The following is a 19,092-nucleotide window of genomic DNA, read 5'->3' as shown; positions in this document are numbered from 1 at the left end:
GGAGCTATGTCAGTTGTCAGTTACCAGGTGTCAGGCAACCGAGCGCCCAGTACGCGAGCCGCGCCAAGGGACGCTGTCACCGCGGCAGTTGACCCTGACGCAGGGGCAACCTCTCAGCATGGTGGGCATGACTACGAGAAGCAGTGCGATCGAGGTGGCCGGGCTGCGCAAGTCGTACGGCGGTCACGAGGTGGTCGCCGGAGTCGACCTGACTGTCCCCGCCGGCTCCGTCTACGCCCTGCTCGGGCCCAACGGAGCCGGCAAGACGACCACGGTCCGGATCCTGTCGACGTTGCTACCCGCGGACGCCGGTGAGGCTCGGGTTGCCGGGTACGACGTATGCCGCGAGGCCGATCAGGTGCGCGCGGCGATCGGGGTGACCGGGCAGTTCTCCGCCGTGGACGAGTTGCTGACCGGGCGGGAGAATCTGCGGCTGATGGCCGATCTCGGCCACCTCGATCGGCGCCGCGCGGGGCGTGTTGTCGAGCGGTTGCTGGAGCGGTTCGACCTGGTCGATGCCGCCGACCGGCGCACGGTGACGTACTCCGGCGGTATGAAGCGGCGGCTGGACCTGGCGATGACCCTGGTGGCCGGGCCGCGGCTGATCTTCCTCGACGAACCGACGACCGGCCTCGACCCGCGCAGCAGACGTGAACTGTGGCAGATCGTACGGGAGTTGGTGGCCGACGGGGTGACCGTCTTCCTCACCACCCAGTATCTCGAGGAGGCCGACCAGCTTGCCGACCGGATCGGTGTGCTCGACGGGGGCCGACTGGTCGCCGAGGGCACCGCGGCCGAGCTGAAGCGGCTGGTCCCCGGCGGTCGCATCGAGCTCCGGGCCGCCGACGGCGAGCGAGTGGCGGAGCTGGTGCGCCAGTTGCCCGGAGCGAGCGCGAACTCCGAGGCGCTCACCGTGATCCTGCCGCACGACGGCAGCCTCGCCGCACTGCGACGGCTGCTGGACGCCGTCGACGACACCTCGGTCGTCGGGCTCGCCGTGCACACCCCGGATCTGGACGACGCGTTCCTGGCCCTCACCGGTCGCCCCACCCCCGACAGGCCTTCCGAGGAGGTGGCGGTATGAGCACCGCTAGGTACGCCGTTCGCGACTCCGTGACCATGCTGCGTCGCAATCTGAAGCACATGGCCCGGTACCCGTCGATGACAGTGATGCTGATCGGGCAGCCGCTGCTGTTCCTGCTGCTGTTCGTCTACGTCTTCGGCGCGACCATGGGCGCCGGTCTGCCGGGAGCCCCGGCAGGGGACCGTGGCGACTACCTGACGTTCATCACCCCCGGAATCCTGGTCATGACGGTGGCCAGCGTGTCCATCGGCACTGCGGTCCTGGTCGCCACCGACATGACCAGCGGGATCATCGACCGGTTCCGGACCATGGACATCGCCAAGGTCTCAGTGCTCAGCGGCCGCGTGCTCGGCGCGATGATCCAGACCGCGCTCGCGCTCGCGGTGATCTTCGGAGTGGCGTTCCTGCTCGGTCTGGAGACCGCCGCCTCGGCGCTGCAGTGGTCGGCGCTGATCGGACTGCTCGCGCTGCTGTCGTTCGCGATGACCTGGTTCACCGTGGCGCTGGGGCTGGCCAGTCCGGATGCGGAGACCGCGAGCAACCTGCCGATGATCTTCGTGCTGCTGCCGTTCGTGGGCAGCGGGTTCGTCCCGGTGGAGTCGATGCCGAACGGGCTGCGGTGGTTCGCCGAGCATCAGCCGTTCACTCCGGTCATGGACGTCTTCCGCGGTCTGCTGGCGGGATCGCCGGACGGTTCGGACGCGTTGTGGGCCATCGGCTGGTGCGGGGTGATCGGAATGGTCGGCTACCTCTGGTCGCGGCGCCTCTACCGGTACCGGACGCGCGCCGCGAGCTAGGAGACTGGTGCGATGCTGACCATCGGCGAGCTGGCGTCGTACGCCGGAGTGACTGTGCGCGCGGTGAGGCACTACCACGCCAAGGGGCTGCTGCCGGAGCCGGAGCGGGACCACTCCGGCTATCGGAGGTACGACGCCGGCGCCGTGGTCGAGCTGATCAAGATCCGGACCCTCGCCGAGGCCGGGGTCCCGCTGAGGCGCGTGCGTGAGCTGCTGCAGGCGGACGAGGAGGAGTTCGCCGCAGCGGTCGCGGACATCGACAAGCGGCTGCGTACGGAGATCCGGGAACGGCAGCGACACCGCGAGCGGATCGCCCGCCTCGCCTCCGGGGACAACCTGGCGCTGCCCCGGGAGGTGGTCGAATTCCTCGACCGGCTGCGGGCGCTCGGCGTCGACGAGCGGATCGTACGGGTGGAGCGCGACGGCTGGATCCCACTGGCCGCACACTCGCCCGAGCGGATTCCGGAGTGGATGGCCCGCAAGCGGGAGCAGATCGCCGACCCGCAGCTCATCGACTTCTATCTCACCCTGGGCCAGGCCCTCGACCGGACCGACGACGATCCACAGCTGGTCGAGCTGGCCGACCAGTTGGCCGCGTACATCACGCGGATGGCCGACGAGCAGGGCGAGGGGTACGTCGACGACGCCGACATCGAGCCTCCGTTCGTCAAGCTGATGGACGCGCTCGCGTTCGACACCGCGCCGCCGGCCCGTCGGCTGATCGAGCTGCTGAGGGAGCAAGGCTGGACCGGCTGGACCAAGCTCGAACGCGTCACCCCCACACGGGGTGCTGCCGGAACACGGCGGGAAGACACTGCGGTGCAGCGCTCACAGCGTGAGCGGTGACGGCGGGCGGGGTCCAGGTTGCCGCCGGCCAGGTGGACGTCACCCGGACTGGTGGCGATCAGCCGTGGACGGCGTTGAGGACGGCGGCAAGTTTTTCGGGCGCACTGATCATCGCCATATGGCCGGTGTCGAGATCGATGACGTCGGGCCGAAGCAGCGCGATGGATCGCTGCTGGAGTTCCTCGACGTAGCACTGGTCGCGCGTGAGGTGCACGTACGTCCGGGGTATCTCGCGGCTGTAGCCGCTCAGGTTCACAGTCTCGCTGAGCAGGGCGGCCGAGTCGTCGGCCAGCCGGTTCAGGGTGGACGCGGTGGTCGCCTCGTCCATGTCGTTGCACAGCATCGCGGCGGCGCCCTCGCGAGTCTGGTGGTAGACGCCGTCGGCGATGGACTGCTCCACCAGCCCCCGCACTCCCGGATCGATCTGGTCGAGCACCCGGGAACCGTCCGCCGGCACCACGGCCGACACGAGGACGACGTGGCGGATCCGGTCAGGTATGAGGTCCAGGACACGTGGGATCGTGACGCCCGCGAATGAGTGACCGACGAGTACCACGTCGCGCAGATCCTTCGCTTCGATGTCCTCGCGGACCGCATCGGCGCAGTCCGCGAGAGTGACCGTGCCCAGGTCGACTTCAGCTCTGGTCCCGCGCCCCGGAAGGTCGACCGCCAGCGCTTCCGCACTTAGATGGGGGATCAGCTCGTCCCAACAGTTCGCGCCGAAGCTTGCCCCATGGATGAGAACGAACGCCATCACGTACCTCCTCGTCAACGATATCAACCGAACCATAATTGAATTCAGTTCTGCTGACGAGGTCTGCGGCACAGCAAGGGAGCAAAAGGCCAAGACATGGATCCGTTGGGTTGTTCACGCCTCAAGGGTCCCGGGGCGTTCAACGAGCTGACCTCGTTCGCAACAGGCACCGGAGGCGACCGAGTGGGACTCCCGAGGTGACGGAGTACATGGCGGGCAGAGGGACCGCCGCTGTTGCGATCGCTGTCCATGCCCTGTCCGGCTCAGGTCAACGCGCAGGCGGCTCACCGAGGTGGTCGACTGGCCGAACGACTCCGTACCTCTTCGCAAGGGAAGTCAGCTATGGCCATCGTTGTGGTTCTCGATATGCCGGGGATGACCCAGGCCCAGTACGAGCAGAGCGCGGAGAAGGTCGCCGGTCGGCCCGGCCCGGTCGAGAGCCCCGCCGACTGGCCGGTGTCCGGACTCATCTCGCACACCGCCGCGCCCACAAGCAACGGCTGGCTCGTCGTGGACGTCTGGGAGTCCGAGGAGGCATTCCAGCAGTTCGGCGAGACCCTCATCCCGATCCTGCGAGAGCTCGGCCTCGCGGACGTGCAACCGCAGACCTACCCGGTGTTCAACGTGGTCACCCGCTAGTGCCGTCCCGCTCCGGCCTCCCGCGACCGCACGCCAGAGCAGCGGCCGGCAGGGGCCGTCCTCCCCCAACCTGCTGATCCACACCGGGAAATGGGTAACAAAGTCCCCCTGCTATGGTGCGCCGATGTCATCGATCAAGAAGTTCCAAGTCACCTTCGACTGCGCGGAACCAGAGCGCGTCGCTCGTTTCTGGTGCGAGGTGTTGGGGTACGTCGCACCGGCGCCGCCGGAGGGGTTTGACACTTGGGACGATTTCAACCGCTCCCTGCCTCCGGAGGATCGGGATTCATGGTTCGCCTGCAGTGATCCCTCGGGTGAGGGCCCGCGACTCTTCTTTCAGCGCGTTCCAGAAGGCAAGGTCGTCAAGAATCGGGTGCATCTTGACGTGCGGGCCGGCACCGGACTCGTAGGTGAAGAGCGCCTGGCCACGCTTCAGGCCGAATGCGCACGACTGATCGCGCTCGGCGCGGTACACGTGCTCACGCAGCTTGCCGATGACGAAAACGAGTCCTGCATCACGATGCAGGACATCGAGGGCAACGAGTTCTGTCTCGACTGAGCGTCCTCCGAGACGGCGGGACGACCAGACCAGGCCAGGCCGATGCCCCGGTAGCACCCGTCCGCGGTGACCGAGAGATCCGGGTGTGGCCGGCGCACCTCCACGCATCCGTCGTGTGCTCACTTTCGTCCAAGCGCCCTCGATCTTTGTCCATGGATGAGCCCGCATCCAGGGGTGAGGGTGGAGCCATGAGCGAATGGCGTACAGGAGCGTGATCGAGCGGCAGCGGATGCCGAGTGGGCTGGTGGCACTGGCGCTCGGTGGGTTCGGCATTGGACTGACCGAGTTTCTGATCGCTGGGCTGCTCCCTCAGGTGGCGTCCAGTTTCGCTGTGTCCGAGGCGGCGGCGGGATGGCTGATCTCCGGGTACGCGTTGAGCGTCGCGGTCGGTGCGATCGCGCTGACCGCGGCGACGGCTCGGCTGCCCCGCAAGGAGGTTCTGGTCGGCCTGGTGGCGTTGTTCGTCGTCGGCAACCTGTTGTCCGCACTCGCACCGAACTACCCGGTGATGCTGCTCGGGCGGATCGTCGCGGCGTTGTGCCACGGGTCGTTCTTCGGTATCGGCTCGCTGGTCGCTCGCAGTCTGGTCGCGCCGGAGAAGAAGTCCCGCGCGGTCGCGGTCATGTTCGCGGGGCTGACGCTCGCCAACGTGCTGGGGGTGCCGTTCGGCGCGTTGGTAGGTGAACGCTGGGGCTGGAGAGTGGCGTTCTGGGCGGTCACCGCGATCGGCGTACTCGCGCTGGCGGGAATCGCCGCCCTTGTCCCCGACGGGGCGGGAGAGACACGGCCGCCGACAGTGACGGGCCGCTCGGACCCGGCACCTGCCGACGGCTTGCGCGCGCAGTTCCGCGCGTTCCGCTCCTGGCAGGTCTGGCTGACCCTCACCGCCACCGCGCTCAGCTACGGCGGGATGTTCGGTGCGTTCAGCTACATCGCCTACACGTTCACCGAGGTCGGCGGCTTCTCCTCCTCGGATGTCGCCTGGCTGTTGATGGTGTACGGCGTCGGTCTGGTCGTCGGAAACCTGGTCGGCGGGCGAGCGGCCGACCGCGACCGTGACCGCGCCCTGGTCCTTGCCCTGCTCGGGCTTGCCGTCACCCTGGCCGTGTTCGGTCTGCTGGCCGGCAGCGCCACCGCGTCGGTGATACTCGTGTTTCTGATGGGGCTGTTCGGATTCGCCGGCGTGCCCGGCATGATCACTCGCGTCACCGACTTCGCCCACGGGGCGGCGCTGGCCGCCAGTGCCAATGTGTCCGCGTCCAACATCGGCAACGCGTTGGGCGCCTGGCTCGGGGGCCTGGCCATCACCGCGGGTCTCGGATACACCGCGCCGCTCTACGTCGGCGCCGGCATCGTACTGATCTCCGTCGTCGTCATGGCCGTTGCCGCACGCCAAGCCGAGTCACCCGCGCCGCAGATTACTGCGCACCGCGTGTGAATCGATGTCGGCGAGAGCCGTTGCACGCCTGGCGATGCTCAGCGCGTTCGGTCAAGGTCCGTGGCACAGCCGCTCACCAGACGAAGGTGACATCGGGGAGGCTCGCTGAGGGACCGTCCAGGACATGGTCGTTGCGGTCTCGCAGCCAGCGGTCGAAGAATGAGGTGACACAGGCTCGGATCACCGTGACCGCGCGGGCGGGGTCGATCGTGCCAATGGTCTCTTCGACGATGTCCTGGCCGAGACCGGTCTGGGGCATGACTGCCGCGAGATCGGTGTACGTCTGATGCCGCGAGCCGCGCAGGGTCAGGTCGCGGCGCCATCCGGTGCTGTGCGACCAGAACGCCGCCCATGACGGCTCGGTTCGCGCGTGGTCGCTGCCTTCACGGCCCATCAGGAGGAAGGGACGGTCGAGGCCGTGGGTGGCAACGGGCGAGAGATTGGTTCCGTTGGGTTCCTGGTTGAACTCCAGGGTGCCGTCCAGGTCGATCCCGGCTCGGATCCTCCGGTCCTCGTACATGCTCTGAGCGGCGGTGAATCCGCCTCCCGACTGGCCGGCCAGGCCGACCCGGTGGGTGTCGAGCACTTCCGACAGGCCGTGCGGCAGCGCGCCGAGCCTACTCACGACGAAGCGGGCGTCGGCGACCCTGGTGCGCAGCGTCTTCTCCAGCAGGGCGGGAACGGTGCCCTCGCGTTGGGCCCGCGCGAATTCCTCGAGCAGCACCTCGTTCGTCCTGACCGAGCCGTCGGGAAACTGCACGCCCGGAGACTCGTAGGTGTGGTCGACGGTGACAACGACGTAGCCGTGGCTGGCCAGTTCCTCGGACAGCAGGGTGCCCCAGCAGCGAGGGTCTCCGACACCCGGCGAGTACAGCACCACCGGCCGACGCCCGCCGCGTGGGTCCACGGGCGCCTGACGGTGGGCATGCGTGCGCGTGCCCACCCAGTCCACCGTGCCCGACGGGATGCGATGCGGCTCCAGGGCGTCGAATCGCTCGGCCGCGCCGCGCTCCATGTATGGCGCGAGGTGCTGCCCGCGGCGTGGCGCGAGAGCCGGATACCAGACACTGATCATCAGTTCGCGGTGGGGCACCGACGGCATCCATGGGTCGGGCCGAGTTCGGTCCGTCAGATGGAGGGAGACCGTACCGATCGTGCACGGTCCGGTCGGCTCGGGGAGGCGGAGTCGGATCGCCGAGCGGCGGGCCGGCCGGGACTGGGCCCGCGCGGCAGGCATACCCGCCAGCGGCGACATCGCCAGAGCAGTCGCTGCCAGGAACTCGCGGCGTGGGAGAGAGAAGGACGACATGCCGTCCATCCTCGACAAGATCACCTCCGAGGTCACTCGTGCTACCCCCAGGTGCCCTGGTTCGGGTTTCCCCGGAAACGACGCGCCCTCGCCGTGATCGATGACTCCCTGACGGGGCGGGGTGCATGCATGGACTCAGGCATGCAGGGTGGGCCGGTAGACGAGCTCCTGGATGTGGCCGTCCAGCGTCCGGCTCTCGATCAACTCCAGGTCGAAGTCGGCCGCGCCCTGGAAGATCGGGTCCAACCCGGTCCGACCGGTGATCACAGGGAAGAGCGTCACCTGGACGCGGTCGACGAGACCGGCGGCCATCAGCGCCCGGTTCATCGACAGGCTGCCGTGCGAGCGCAACGGCACCTCGGACTCCTCCTTGAGCCGGGCGACGACGTCGACGGCGTCACCGCTCACGACGTTCGCATCCGGCCAGTCGAGGGGTCCTTCCAGTGTGGTCGAGACCACCGTTGCCGGCAGGTTCCTCATCCGCGTGACCCATGGGTCACGCACCTCGGACTCCTCCGTACTCGATGCCAGCATCTGCGCGAACGCCCGATACGTGTTTGCCCCGAAGACCATCCGCTGCTCCCCGCTGTACAGGCCGAGGCGGTGATCGAGGAGCTCGGGACCTTGCTTGCCCCAGTAGCCGGTCCAGTCGCCGCCGGCGGCACCGAAGCCGTCGAGGCTGCAGAAGACGTCGAATGTGTACGTGGTCGTCATGGTGCTCTCCTCGAATGTGGTTGATCGCGTGTGGATAGAGACTTGCGGCCGCCGCGAAACTCATCGCCCTGGACTCCCGGAGTCCGGCCACCCCGAACGCGGCTCCAGGGGATCCAGGGAGCGGGCGCCGCCGGTCACTCGTTTCGGCGTGGTGGCTTGTAGAGGTCGCCGAGGCGGAGTGGCGCGGGCGGGGGCAGGGGCGCGCCGTCCGTCGTCCGGCAGGACTGGAGGAAGTGGGCGAGCAGGCGGCGGGAGGCGGCCATGGAGACCTCCGGGGACTCCTGCAGGACGCCGTTGTTCGCCAGGAGCAGGAGGGTGACGTCGCTGGGGTCGAAGTCCTTGCGGAGTTGCCCGGTGTCCTTCGCACGCTGTACCAACCGGGCGAGGTCTGCCTCGGCGCGGGCACGTTCACGACGGAAGCCGGGCGCGTCTGGGAACTGGGAGAGGAACGCGGCGCTGAATCCGCGGTCCTGGGCCTGCATCCTGCACACCTTGGTGAGAACGGAACAGAAGCCGTGCCAGGGATCGTCGTCCTGAAGGGCCTCGTCGAGGACTGCGACGCACTGGGCCAGTTGCTCGGAGAACGCCGCGGCGATCAGCGAGTCGCGGGTCGGGAAGTGCCGGTAGAGGGTGGCGGCACCCACTCCGGCTCTGCGGGCGATCGTGCTGGAGGGTACGTCGGTGCCGTTGAGGGCGTATGCCTCGCGGGCGGCCCGGAGGAGCCGGGCGCGGTTGTGTCTGGCGTCGGCTCTCTGCCCCGGGGCAGGCGTGCCGGAGGCGGCGGAGGGCGGGTTCCGAGACGGTTGAGCAGGCATGTCTCTCACTTAACCACAAACGGAAGAGGTCGTCCGTTTAGCGGGTTAGCGTGCTCTGGTGCCGCGGTCCCCCGCGGTCTGCTCTCTGCCGCAGAGGTGAGGGGCGGCGCCGTCCTGGCGAGCCCTCCTTCTGAACTACCCGCCATGTGTACGGAGGTTGTCCGTGTTCGCTGTGCAGTACCACCGCTACGGCGGTCCCGAGGTCCTCGGCGTGGAGGAGGCTGAGGAGCCGCATGCCGGTCCCGGCCAGATACGCATCGCGGTGCGTGCCACCGGCGTCACCCCTGCTGACTCGTACTTGCGCTCAGGGATGTTGCAGAGCATCACTTCCCTGGACTTCCCCCATGTCCCCGGTATGGATGCCGCGGGAATCGTCGACGAGGTGGGAGAGGGGGTGACCGGCACCGTCGTGGGTGATGCGGTCTTCGGTCTCGTTCCCTTCGCGGATCTGGGAGGCGGAGCGGCCCAGTACGCGGTGTTGGAGGCGTGGGCACCCAAACCTCGGTCATGGTCCTTCGAGGAGGCCGGTGGCGCCGCGGGCAACATCGACACAGCCACGCGCGTACTGGATGCCCTGGAAGCCGCCGAGGGCATGACCTTCCTGATCGATGGTGCCGCTGGAGGGGTCGGCACCATCGCCGCGCAACTCGCCCAGGCCCGCGGCCTTTTCGTGATCGGCACCGCGAGCGAACGCAACCATGGCTTCCTCGATCGACTCGGCGTTGTGCCGGTCACTTACGGGGCCGGGCTGGCCGATCGCCTTGCCCCGCTGGCTCCGCACGGCGTCGACGTGGTTCTCGACGCGGCCGGGAAGGGCTCCCTTGCCGAACTCGTGGCCATCGCCGGCGATCCGCACCGCGTGGTGACCATCGCGGACTTCGACGCCGATCGGCACGGGGTGCGGTTCTCCCGCTCCGGAGCGGGAGAACCGACGGGTTGGGCAGGACTGCCGGTGGCGGCCGACCTCGCCGACCGCGGCCGCCTCACGGTCCCGCTGCATGCCGTGTTCCCACTGAAGGAGACCGCCACAGCTCACGAGGTCAGCGCCGCCGGCCACGCGCGCGGCAAGATCGTAATCACTGTGCCCTGATGCGATGGACGAACAGGCCCGCAGCCACTGGATGATGCTCCCCCGGCGGCAAACTGCCCGCCGACGGCCGTCCACCGAGTCGGAAACGAGCCGGAGACGTTCGAGAAGCAACTGGGCGTGCCGGCGGCGCTCTTCGACCTGCCCGGCTGAACTACTCGGGGTCCGCGTGAGCCGACCTGAGTTCCGGGGACAGCCGGGCCGGATCCACTGCGGTCACGGCCGTCCTCGCGTCCAGTTCCCAGCCCTTCCCGTACGCCGCGGCGAACGTCTCCTCGCCCAGTGCGGTCCGGCCTCGGCGGGTGAGGTCGCGAACCTGGCGGTCGGTGCGGTCGTGGGCGCCGCGCAGCCGGGAGGCGGCGCCGAGGAGCACGGCGACCTCGTGATGTCGCCCGTGTGCCTCGGCGAGCGCGGCTGTGTTGACCGCCACCAGCGACAGGATGGGCAGGTCCCGGGTCTCCAGCGCCGCCGCGTACGCCTTCGCCAGCGCCTTGGCCGCACCGGCCTGGTCGCCCGTTTCCAGGCAGAGCGAGGCCCGTGCACTGCCGACGAGCGTCCGCCCGTGGTCGCCGGGGAACGGGGTGTCGCCGTGCAGACCCCGTTCGGCTTTGTCGAGGAGTTCCCGCGCCCGGTCAAGGTCGTCGAGCCGCACCCAGAGGACGGCGTCCCACGCGTCGACCAGGAGCAGCATCTCCGGCGAGTTCGCGCGCAGGGCCCGCTCCCGGGCCGAGTCGATCATCGCGATCACCAGGTCGGTGTCGCCGCGCCGCAGGTGCAGGTCGATCCAGCGCAGGTCGCCGAACACCTCGTCGCCGAGGCTGAGCGAGCCGAACTCGCCTGCCAGCGACCGGGCTTCGCGCAGGTCGGCCAGCGCGCCGTCGAGGTCGTCGTCGTACTGCCGCAGCTGGGCGCGCAACGGCAGCACGTTGGCCTGGCCCCAGCGGTCGCCGACCTGCTGGAAACAGGCCAGGGCCGCTTCGACGTCGGTACGCATCCGGTCCAGCTCGCCCGCGTTCTCGGCGAACTGGGCCCGGAACATGCGGGCCAGCCCGGACAGCCACACGTCGTCGCCGTCGGCGAGGCGTTCGACGAGCGCGGGTGTGGTCGTCTCCCCCTGCAGGAAGGCCAGCGGGAGCGCGGTGAGCGCGCCGTACGGGCCGGGCAGCTCCGGGTACGCGAGGAGCCGGTCGGCCAGCTCCCGCAGCTCGGCCTGGTCGCCCGCAGCCTCCTCGGCGGTCGTCCCCGGCCGGGTGTCCACCCGGTTGAGCAAGTGGATCGCGTGGGCGCAGTCGCGGTCGGGCGAAGGCTGGCCGCCGGGCACCGACAGGGCCTCGCCCAGCCAGTAGGCCGCGTCGGACTTCCGGCCGAACATCTGCCAGTACCAGGTCAGGTTCAGGGCCAGGGCGACCGCACCTGCGGCATCGCCGGTGTCGCATCGCCGGCGCAGCGCGGCGAGCGTGTTGTCGTACTCGGCGCCGATGACTCGTATGGCCGTCAGCTGGCCGGGTCCGCGCAGTCGCGGGTCGTACCGGGCCATCAGTTCGGCGAAGTGGCCGGCGGCCAGGTCGCGGACGGTGCCGAGGTCGCCCGTCTCGGCCAGGCGGTCGGTGCCATACTCGCGCAACGTCTCCAGCATGCGGTAGCGGCCCGGGGCGGGCGCGAGTTGCAGCAGCGAGCGGTCGACCAGGTCGGCGAGCAGTTCGGGGATGTCTGCGGCCTGTACCGCGGTGCCGGCGCAGAGTGCGGTGGCCGAGGCCGGTGTGGCTCCGGCGGGCAGGATCGCGACGCGTTCGGCGACCGTACGCTCGTCCTCGCTGAGCAGGTCCCAGCTCCAGGCGATGACCGCGCGCAGTGTGCGGTGCCGGGGCAGCGCGGTGCGGCTGCCGGTGGTGAGCAGCCGGAACCGGTCGGAGAGCCCGTCGGCGAGTTCGGGCAGCGACAGCGTCCGCAGTCGGGCCGCGGCCAGTTCGAGGGCCAGCGGCATCCCGTCCAGGCTGCGGACCACCCGCCGGATCTCGGGCAGTGTCGTCCCGTCGACTTCGAAGCCGGGGCGTACGGCCGCGGCCCGCTCGGTGAACAGGCGCACCGATGCCACCCGTTGGGTCTGTTCGACGCCGTCGTCCGGGGCGGGCAGCGCGAGCGGGCCGAGCGGTACGAGCGCCTCGCCGTCGACCGCGAGGGGTTCGCGGCTGGTGGCGAGCACGCGCAGCCCGGCACAGCGGGAGAGCAGTGCCGCGACCAGGTGGGCCACGGCGTCGATCAGGTGCTCGCAGTTGTCGACCAGCAACAGGCTCTCGCGGCCGCCGAGTTGGTCGACGAGTACGTCCAGGTCGTCGCCCTCCACCCGCTTCCGGGCCTCGAACATCGCGCCGCCGCGCAGCCCGATCCCGGCGAGCAGGGCAGCGCCGACCTTGGCCGGTTCGGTGACCGAGGCTAGGTCGATCATCCAGGCGCCGTCGCGGTACTCGTGGCCGTGGCGGCGGGCGGCCTCGACGGCGAGCCGGGTCTTGCCTGCGCCGCCGGGACCGAGCACGGTGACCAGGCGCCCGGCGGCGAGCAGTGTGTCGATCCGGGTGAGGTCGTCGTCGCGCCCGATGAAGCTCGTCAGCGGCGCGGGCAGGTTGCTGGGCCTGGTCTGCGCGGTGTCGGCGGCCGGGGTGGGCCGCTCGGCGCGCAACAGGCTGAGATGGCGGTCGCGCAGGGCGGCGCCCGGGTCGGTGCCGAGGTCGTCGGCCAGGGTTTCACGGACCCGCTCGTACAGGGCCAGTGCCTCGGCCTGGCGCCCCTGGGCGGCGAGCGCGTCCATGAGCAGCGCTGCCGCCCGCTCGTGGACGGGGTGCTCGGTGAGCAGTGCGGTCAGGCGGGCGGCGGCCTCGTCGGCACGGCCCAGGTACAGCTCGGCGTCGGCCAGGTCGGTGACTGCCTCGACCGAGGCGTGGGCCAGCCGGGTCGCGGCGGCGGGCGCCACCGCGGCGACATCCGTGGGCTCGGCGCCGGGACGGGTACCGGGATGGTCGCCGCCCCACAGCGCCACGGCCTCGCCGAGCGCGGTCGCCGCGGCATGCGGATCGCCTGCGCGCAGGCGGTCACGGCCGGTGGCTGCGAGTTGCTCGAACCGCAGCGCGTCCACGGCGTCGGCGTCCACGTCCAGCCGGTATCCGCCCGCGACCTGTGTGACGGCGTCGGCCGAGCCGAGGGCCCTGCGCAGCCGTGAAGCGAGGGCCTGCAGGGCGTGGGCGGGGCCGGCCGGCGGGTCCTCGGCCCAGATCGCGTCGACCAGGACGCCCTGTGCGACCGTATGGCCGCCTGCGAGCGCCAGTCGTACGGCCAGACCCTGCAACCGCGCGCCGACGACGGGCAGGACGGTGTCACCGCGAGACGCCTGAAAGGCGCCGAGCAGCGTGATGCGAAGCCGGGCATCGCCGTCCATCCCACGATCTTCGCGTGCGCACGCACGATCCCCAAATCAGGGCGGTGGTACCTGGCTTCCCTGTTCACGCCGGTACCGGAAGGCGCCGGACCGGAGTGTCAGTGCCGTGTGCCCCCATGTCAGCGCCGTGCGTGCCCCGTGTGAGCGGCCCGAGTCAGTCTTTGCGTGCCTCACGGAAGAGGCTGCGGAAGAGGCTTTGGAAGGGAAGTTCTCGTGCATGACGTAGTGATTGTGGGCGCCGGCCCTGTTGGTCTTTTCCTTGCCTGCGAGCTTGGTCTCGCGGGCTGTTCCGTCCTGGTGCTGGAGGGGGCGCCGGAGGGCCGCTCCCCATGGAAGGAGAACCCGCTCGGGATGCGGGGCCTGTCCGCCGCGTCGGTCGAGGCGTTCTACCGCCGCGGGATGCTGCACCCGCTCCTGACGGCGTCGGGCGTCCACGACGATCCCGGCGCGAACCCCGACTCGGACGAGCCGTCACCCCCTCGTGGAGTGAGCCACTTCGCGGGCATGATGCTCGATCCGGCCCAGGTCGACGTCACCGCCCTCCCTTTTCGGCTTCCCAGCCCGGCACTGGAGGGAGTGATGACGAATCTCGAAGCGGTCGAGACGGTGCTGTCCGAGCGGGCGTCCAAGCTGGGCGTGGAGGTCAGGCGTGGCGTCGCGGTGTCAGCTGTCGCGCAGGGCGATGAGAGCGTGGTCGTGCAGTCCGGGGAGCACGAGTACGCGGCACGCTGGGTCGTCGGCTGCGACGGTGGGCGCAGCACGGTGCGTGGGCTCGCGGGCTTCGAATTCGTCGGCACCGAGCCGCAGTTCACCGGCTATGTCGTACTCGCCGACATAGCCGACCCCGAGAAGCTGCACCCCGGGTTCAACCTGACGCCGACAGGCATGTACCTCCGGACGCCCGTGCAGGAGTACATCGGCATGCTGGAGTTCGACGGCGGCGCGTTCGACCGCTCGCAGCGGCCGACGCGCGAACATCTACAGGCGGTTCTGCGCCGTGTGTCCGGCACCGACGTGACGCTGACCGGCGTCCATCTCGCTTCGAGCTTCACCGATCGGGCGATGCAGACGACGACGTACCGGCAGGGGCGCGTCCTGCTCGCGGGCGACTCCGCCCACATCCACTCCCCTCTTGGAGCGCAGGGACTCAATCTCGGCCTCGGCGACGCCATGAACCTGGGGTGGAAGCTCGCGGCGACCGTGCACGGGCACGCGCCGGACGGGCTTCTCGACACCTACACCCGCGAGCGCCGTCCGATCGGCGCAGGCGTGCTGGACTGGACGCGCGCCCAGGCCGCGGCCATGAAGCCGGACCCGCATGCCCAGGCGGTCCAAGGACTGCTGCGTGACCTGCTCGGGACCCGAGACGGAACGACGTACGTGTTCAAGAGGACATCGGGATCGGCCAACCGCTACGACCTCGGCGGCGAGCACCCGCTGGTCGGCCGCAACGCCCCGGACCTCCGTCTTGAGGACGGCACCCGCCTCGGCGACCTGATGCAGGACGGGCGAGGCGTCGCTCTCGATTTCAGCATCGACCGAAGCCTGCACGGCTCGGCGATGCGCTGGGAGAGCCGGCTCCGGTATGCGGCCGGTCCGGCGAGGAACGACCTCGGACTGGGTGCCGTACTGGTCCGGCCCGACGGCACAGTCGCCTGGGCAGGTGATCGCGCCCCTGACCGCGAAGCGTTCGAACAGGCCGCCGGCCGTTGGTTCGGCACTCCGCACATCTGAATCAGCCACCCCGACAACCGAGTTCAAGGAGCACGCATGACTATCACCATCCGCCCGGGAAGCACCGTGATGTTCGCCGGCGATTCGATCACCGACTGCCAGCGGCTGGAGAGTGAGGACGGTCTCGGCTTCGGCTACCCGTTGCGCGTCGCGGGCGAGTGGGGACTCCGTCACCCGGACCGGGCCGTGAACTGGCTGAACTCCGGCATCGCGGGCGACAAGGTGATGGACCTCGAAGCCCGCTGGCAGGCGGACGTCCTCGACGCGCGCCCGGACGTGGTGTCGATCCTGGTCGGAGGAAACGACGTCGGCTGGCACTCGTACGACCCGGACGGCTATGTGATCCCCGCGGGGGACTTCGCGGCAGGGTACGACCGCCTGCTCGCGCCCCTCGCCGAGGCCGGCGCCGACCTGATCCTCATCGAGCCGTTCCTGCTGCCGATTCGCGGCCTGGTCGAGGTCGGCGACGTGCACCTCGACGAAGAGGTCCGAAAGGAGTGGCGGGCCGACCTGGACCCGAAGATCCAGGTCGTGCGCGAGCTCGCCCGCAAGTACGGCGCGCATCTGCTGTCGGCCGACGGCATGTTCGCCGGGCTCTCCGCGACGACCGGGCCGGAGTACTGGGCTGCGGACGGTGTGCACCCGACACCGGCTGCTCACGCGGCGCTCGCGTCGGCCTGGCTGCGCCTGGTCGCGTGACCGGACCTCGCGATCGTCCGCGAGGCGGGGGACATCGGTGACATCGGCGATCGCGAGGAGCGTCACCGACCGGGACGTCGGCGATGCGCGGCGGGAAGTAGTCAGTTCTCGCCGAAGTCCTTGGTCTTGATGAAGCGGTGGTCGGTCTTCGACGGGCCGTCCTCCGTTCCGCGCAGGATCCAGTAACCGGCGTCCTTGCGGGGCTTGTTGAAGCCGAACGTGCCGATGAGCAGTTCGTCGCGGCCATCGGTGTCGAGGTCGGCGATGTGCAGGTCCCAGCCGAAGAAGTCGCGGTCCCCCTCGTGCTGCGGTGAGCCGCCGAGGCCGATCGCACGCCGGTCAATCCTGACGGTACGGGCCGCGTCGAGTCCGTCCTTGCCGCCGAGGAGCACCACCACCTGGCCGATACGGCGATCGATGCCATGTGACTGGGTGGCGATGTCGTCGTAGCTGTCACCGTTCAAGTCGCCGACCGCTACGGCGTTGACGACATCCAGCTTCCCGAGGTCGCGGGCGGCCCTGCCCCTGCCCGGGCCCTTGTCGCTTCCGTAGACGGCACGGGCTTCGCTGAAGCCCACCCGGGCGAGGATGTCGGCGTGGCCGTCGCCGTCGAAGTCACCGGCGGCCACGGGCTTGGCGTCGGCCTGGCTGTCGGCCTCGCTCGTGATGCCGGGTACGGCCCCGGCGGGCTTCAGCCCCTGGGGCGTACCCCGGTAGAACACGGCGTCGATGACGTCTTCCGGCATGTCTTCCTCGAAGCGGACATCCTCCTCGTCGTACTCGGCCTTGGTCACCAGGTCGTCCCGGCCGTCGCCGTCGAAGTCGCCGACGACCGCGTGGACCACGGACACCCAGCCCTGTTGGCCCACGTCGACGGTGGAGGTGGTGCGGGGCGCCCCGTCGTCGCGGCCGAGCGGCCCGTACAGGACAGTGGCGGGCTGCGGCTTGCGCTCGTACTGGCTGCCGGGCTCCGCGAGGGTCAGCAGGTCGAGGGCGCCGTCGCCGTCGAAGTCCCCGGCGGCGGTGGCCGGGAGGACGTCGGCGGGCAGCTCGGTGACGCCCGCGGGGCCGTCGGGGCCGCCCCAGACGATGCGCTGCTCGGGCGTGGACTTCCCGTTGGGGTGGCTCAGCAGGTTGCGTACGACGACATCGGCGTGGCCATCGTCATCGAGATCTCCGGTGAACTGGGTCGACCGGTCGTGCATGATCGGCGAGCTGGTGACCCGGGGGTCCGGCTTGGTGTATCGCTCCGCGAGGCGGAAGGCCTTGCCGGGTTCCGGGCCGCCGGATGCGGCGAGGGCGACGAAGCGGTTGTTGTGCCAATCTCCCCCTGGCTTCGGCTCCTTGTACCACCCGTTGACGACGGCGTCGGCGTGTCCGTCGCCGTTCACGTCGTCCCGGTTGACCTCGCCGTCGTCCCGCTGAGCAGGAGAAGGGGGCGTCGGCGCCGACTTCCCGTCGTCGCCCGAACAGCCCGTGAACAGCAGGGTGGTCGTGCAGAGGAGGACCACGGCGACAGCATGGCGGTTGGTACGGCGGCGGCGCATGGCGCAAGTGTGCGAGACGCAGCTCACGGGCCCGTAACGACGGGGTCAGGGTCGGATTCCGGTCAGGAACCCGGGCGTCGGCGCGGTACTGGCGTCAGGGCAGGAACTGAGTCTTCGGCGCGGCACTGGCGTCAGGGGGCGGTGAACGCCTCAGCGGTCACATCGGCTTCGAGGCTCGCGCCCTGGAAGCCGTACGTACCGATGTCCGAGATCTTGATCAGGAGGCAGTAGCGGTCGACCGCGTCGAGGGTGTCGGCGACTTGCTGGTAGTTCCTTCTGAGGAAGTGGATCGCGGCCTGGTTGGCCAGGGAGCTCTGGCCGCAGACCAGCATGACCGGGCGAGACGCCTGCGGTGGCCTGAACTTGGCCACCAGGGCGTACTCCACCTCGTTCTTCCGGTAGGGGTAGCGTCGGCCGCCGACGTCGAACGCCATCGACTCCGGACCCTGACCGTACGGCAGGATGCTGACACCTGGCAGATGGGCCGCGAGGTGGCCGCCCGTGCGGAGGTTGGCCTCGCCGAGCGGACCGCCGATACAGAACTCCGTACGGTCGTCGTTGATGCCGCGGAAGTCGTCACTGGACTCGGTCGCGACGTCACAGCCGAGTTGGCCGGCCAGGGTCGCGACCTCGATCATGGCGCGGATTTCCTTGTGTGTGGTGAGGCCCCGCGTGTTGTGTTTGTTGCCGATGACGATGAAGCAGGTCTCCCCCGGGACGAGGCCGAAGAAGTCCGCCTTGCGCCGCAGTCGGCCGGTGCGCCTGCCGCGCTCCCAGAGCCAGACGAACCCACCACCGATGAGGCTGGTCACCAGACCGACCAGCACATTGACGACTACGGAAAAGATCGCCGCCCCCTCGCGCCCCCACCACGCACAGCGGTTCCGTGCGCCTCGAACGCTTGATCCTCCATGACGGGCCGTGCCTGTGACAACCGGAGTTTGCCCGAAGGGCGGACGGATGGTGGAGAGCGCCCGCTCGGCGATGCTCCAACAGCTTGTGCGTGGCAGGTCCGACAGCGGGCCCCGGCATGAGATCCCGTACCCGAGGCCGGGGTTCGACCCGGGCGAACCGGCCGACTGCACACCGATGATCGGCGGTGGCCGGGGCCTTCCCGCAGCCGACCCACGAGCAGGATCAAGGTCTATGGCTAGAGGTCGCGCTGGTACCAGGTGCCTGACTTGCCGCCGAGATCGGCCGGGGTGGCAGGGCCGACCGGGACGAACCCGGCCTTGGCCAAGACTCTCTGGGACGCGGCGTTGTCGTGGGAGGTGGCCGCCCGCAGTGTGAGCAGGCCGTGCCTCGCGGACGCCATCCGGCACAGCTCCCGGACGGTCGCGGTCGCCACGCCGCGGCCGGCGACCCGCTCCGCGACCCGGTAGCCGAGTCTGGCAGTGCCGTCCTCCAGGTCGTACAGGTTGAACCTGCCGTGTACCGAGCCGTCCTCGGCAACAAGCAGGTAGAAAGCGCAGATGCCGGCTTCCTGCTCGGCCAGCGCGGCGCTGTACCGGTCGGCGAACAGGTCGAAGAATTCGTCGCCGCGGTCGGAGATCGACGCAGCGAAGTAGGCGCGGTTCGCCAGCTCGAAGGCCAGAACCGCCTGGGTGTGACCGGCGTGCAGCCGCTTCAGCTCGGGCATC

General features: G+C 69.7%; 17 protein-coding genes. 9 read left to right on the top strand and 8 right to left on the bottom strand.

What is annotated here, in order from left to right:
* The first annotated feature begins 127 nt into the window (after positions 1 to 127).
* The 3 genes from JEQ17_RS47010 to JEQ17_RS47000 are packed head-to-tail and all read left to right on the top strand — an operon-like array spanning position 128 to position 2,727.
* Entirely contained in the window at positions 128 to 1,084 is a 957-nt protein-coding gene (locus tag JEQ17_RS47010) for an ATP-binding cassette domain-containing protein (RefSeq protein WP_200401068.1), read from the top strand.
* Positions 1,081 to 1,881: an ABC transporter permease gene (locus tag JEQ17_RS47005; RefSeq protein WP_200401067.1), complete on the top strand. Its 801-nt coding sequence runs from the start codon at positions 1,081 to 1,083 to the stop codon at positions 1,879 to 1,881. Before JEQ17_RS47010 ends, JEQ17_RS47005 begins: the two co-directional genes overlap by 4 nt.
* 12 nt (positions 1,882 to 1,893) lie before the next feature.
* Positions 1,894 to 2,727 (top strand): MerR family transcriptional regulator, encoded by an 834-nt coding sequence (locus tag JEQ17_RS47000; protein ID WP_200401066.1) that lies wholly within the window; start codon positions 1,894 to 1,896, stop codon positions 2,725 to 2,727.
* Positions 2,728 to 2,785: 58 nt separating this feature from the next.
* Here the strand turns inward: JEQ17_RS47000 and JEQ17_RS46995 are convergent, their stop codons facing one another.
* Positions 2,786 to 3,481, bottom strand: a complete 696-nt coding sequence (locus tag JEQ17_RS46995; protein WP_200401065.1) for an alpha/beta fold hydrolase — start codon at positions 3,479 to 3,481, stop codon at positions 2,786 to 2,788.
* A 342-nt stretch (positions 3,482 to 3,823) separates the two neighbouring features.
* On the opposite strand from JEQ17_RS46995, the gene JEQ17_RS46990 reads away from it, so the two are divergent.
* The 3 genes from JEQ17_RS46990 to JEQ17_RS46980 all read left to right on the top strand — a co-directional run bounded on the left by JEQ17_RS46990 (position 3,824) and on the right by JEQ17_RS46980 (position 6,117).
* A complete protein-coding gene (locus JEQ17_RS46990) occupies positions 3,824 to 4,120 on the top strand; it encodes a hypothetical protein (protein WP_200401064.1) in 297 nt (98 codons plus the stop codon).
* 124 nt (positions 4,121 to 4,244) lie between these two features.
* Positions 4,245 to 4,679 carry a VOC family protein gene (locus JEQ17_RS46985; protein ID WP_200401063.1) on the top strand — a complete coding sequence of 145 codons (435 nt, stop codon included), beginning with the start codon at positions 4,245 to 4,247 and terminating at the stop codon, positions 4,677 to 4,679.
* 229 nt (positions 4,680 to 4,908) lie between these two features.
* On the top strand, positions 4,909 to 6,117 hold the full coding sequence (locus JEQ17_RS46980) for an MFS transporter (protein ID WP_200402083.1): 1,209 nt from the start codon (positions 4,909 to 4,911) through the stop codon (positions 6,115 to 6,117).
* 73 nt (positions 6,118 to 6,190) lie between these two features.
* Here the strand turns inward: JEQ17_RS46980 and JEQ17_RS46975 are convergent, their stop codons facing one another.
* From JEQ17_RS46975 to JEQ17_RS46965, 3 genes are all read right to left on the bottom strand, one after another.
* Positions 6,191 to 7,426, bottom strand: coding sequence for an alpha/beta hydrolase family protein (locus JEQ17_RS46975; protein WP_234048644.1), 1,236 nt, complete (start codon positions 7,424 to 7,426; stop codon positions 6,191 to 6,193).
* Positions 7,427 to 7,561: 135 nt separating this feature from the next.
* Positions 7,562 to 8,140 carry a dihydrofolate reductase family protein gene (locus JEQ17_RS46970; RefSeq protein ID WP_200401061.1) on the bottom strand — a complete coding sequence of 193 codons (579 nt, stop codon included), beginning with the start codon at positions 8,138 to 8,140 and terminating at the stop codon, positions 7,562 to 7,564.
* A gap of 134 nt (positions 8,141 to 8,274) precedes the next feature.
* On the bottom strand, positions 8,275 to 8,955 hold the full coding sequence (locus JEQ17_RS46965; RefSeq protein WP_200401060.1) for a TetR/AcrR family transcriptional regulator: 681 nt from the start codon (positions 8,953 to 8,955) through the stop codon (positions 8,275 to 8,277).
* 163 nt (positions 8,956 to 9,118) lie between these two features.
* Between JEQ17_RS46965 and JEQ17_RS46960 the strand changes: the two genes are divergently transcribed.
* On the top strand, positions 9,119 to 10,045 hold the full coding sequence (locus JEQ17_RS46960; protein ID WP_234048643.1) for an NADP-dependent oxidoreductase: 927 nt from the start codon (positions 9,119 to 9,121) through the stop codon (positions 10,043 to 10,045).
* A gap of 151 nt (positions 10,046 to 10,196) precedes the next feature.
* Here JEQ17_RS46960 and JEQ17_RS46955 read toward each other — a convergent pair whose 3' ends face one another.
* Entirely contained in the window at positions 10,197 to 13,472 is a 3,276-nt protein-coding gene (locus tag JEQ17_RS46955) for an ATP-binding protein (RefSeq protein ID WP_200401059.1), read from the bottom strand.
* Between the two features lie 213 nt (positions 13,473 to 13,685).
* Here JEQ17_RS46955 and JEQ17_RS46950 point away from each other — a divergent pair, with 213 nt between their 5' ends.
* Both JEQ17_RS46950 and JEQ17_RS46945 read left to right on the top strand, forming a co-directional pair.
* Complete coding sequence (locus tag JEQ17_RS46950; protein ID WP_200401058.1) at positions 13,686 to 15,206, top strand: FAD-dependent monooxygenase; 1,521 nt, start codon at positions 13,686 to 13,688, stop codon at positions 15,204 to 15,206.
* A 36-nt stretch (positions 15,207 to 15,242) separates the two neighbouring features.
* A complete protein-coding gene (locus JEQ17_RS46945; RefSeq protein ID WP_200401057.1) occupies positions 15,243 to 15,905 on the top strand; it encodes a GDSL-type esterase/lipase family protein in 663 nt (220 codons plus the stop codon).
* 101 nt (positions 15,906 to 16,006) lie between these two features.
* On the opposite strand, the gene JEQ17_RS46940 is transcribed toward JEQ17_RS46945, so the two are convergent.
* From JEQ17_RS46940 to JEQ17_RS46930, 3 genes are all read right to left on the bottom strand, one after another.
* On the bottom strand, positions 16,007 to 17,452 hold the full coding sequence (locus JEQ17_RS46940) for an FG-GAP repeat domain-containing protein (RefSeq protein WP_200401056.1): 1,446 nt from the start codon (positions 17,450 to 17,452) through the stop codon (positions 16,007 to 16,009).
* Between the two features lie 131 nt (positions 17,453 to 17,583).
* The gene (locus JEQ17_RS46935) at positions 17,584 to 18,279 is read right to left on the bottom strand and encodes a hypothetical protein (protein WP_234048642.1); all 696 of its coding nucleotides are present in this window, start codon (positions 18,277 to 18,279) and stop codon (positions 17,584 to 17,586) included.
* 323 nt (positions 18,280 to 18,602) lie between these two features.
* Positions 18,603 to 19,091 (bottom strand): GNAT family N-acetyltransferase, encoded by a 489-nt coding sequence (locus JEQ17_RS46930; protein WP_200401055.1) that lies wholly within the window; start codon positions 19,089 to 19,091, stop codon positions 18,603 to 18,605.
* Position 19,092: the final 1 nt, after the last annotated feature.

This window comes from Streptomyces liliifuscus (genome assembly GCF_016598615.1).
GTDB lineage: Bacteria > Actinomycetota > Actinomycetes > Streptomycetales > Streptomycetaceae > Streptomyces > Streptomyces liliifuscus.
The sequence above is the reverse complement of the archived record's forward strand: the minus strand, read 5'-3'. Positions and strand labels throughout refer to the sequence as shown.